This window comes from Burkholderia sp. BCC0506 (assembly GCF_902833145.1).
GTDB lineage: Bacteria > Pseudomonadota > Gammaproteobacteria > Burkholderiales > Burkholderiaceae > Burkholderia.
The window spans coordinates 1-440 of sequence record NZ_CADFEN010000039.1 but is presented as its reverse complement, the minus strand read 5'-3'; the positions used below and the strand labels follow the sequence as shown (position 1 = coordinate 440).

Below are 440 nucleotides of genomic sequence, written 5' to 3'. Positions count from 1 at the left end.
ATGACGGATGTAGTGATCGTATCGGCCGCGCGCACCGCGGTCGGCAAATTCGGCGGCTCGCTGGCGAAGATTGCGGCGCCCGAACTGGGCGCGACGGTGATCCGCGCAGTGCTGGAGCGAGCGGGCGTGAAGCCCGAGCAGGTCAGCGAAGTGATCATGGGCCAGGTGCTGACGGCCGGCTCCGGGCAGAACCCGGCGCGGCAGTCGCTGATCAAGGCGGGGCTGCCGAACGCCGTGCCGGGCATGACGATCAACAAGGTGTGCGGCTCGGGCCTGAAGGCCGTGATGCTGGCGGCGAACGCGATCGTCGCGGGCGACGCGGAGATCGTGATCGCCGGCGGCCAGGAGAACATGAGCGCGGCGCCGCACGTGCTGCCGGGCTCGCGCGACGGCTTCCGGATGGGCGACGCGAAGCTGGTCGACACGATGATCGTCGACGG

Annotated in this window: 1 protein-coding gene; it reads left to right on the top strand. The window is 70.0% G+C overall.

All coding sequences use genetic code 11. The features are described from left to right. Positions 1-440, top strand: a 440-nt coding sequence (locus HWX62_RS32865; RefSeq protein ID WP_279610487.1) for a beta-ketoacyl synthase N-terminal-like domain-containing protein, incomplete at both ends; no start/stop codon positions are given.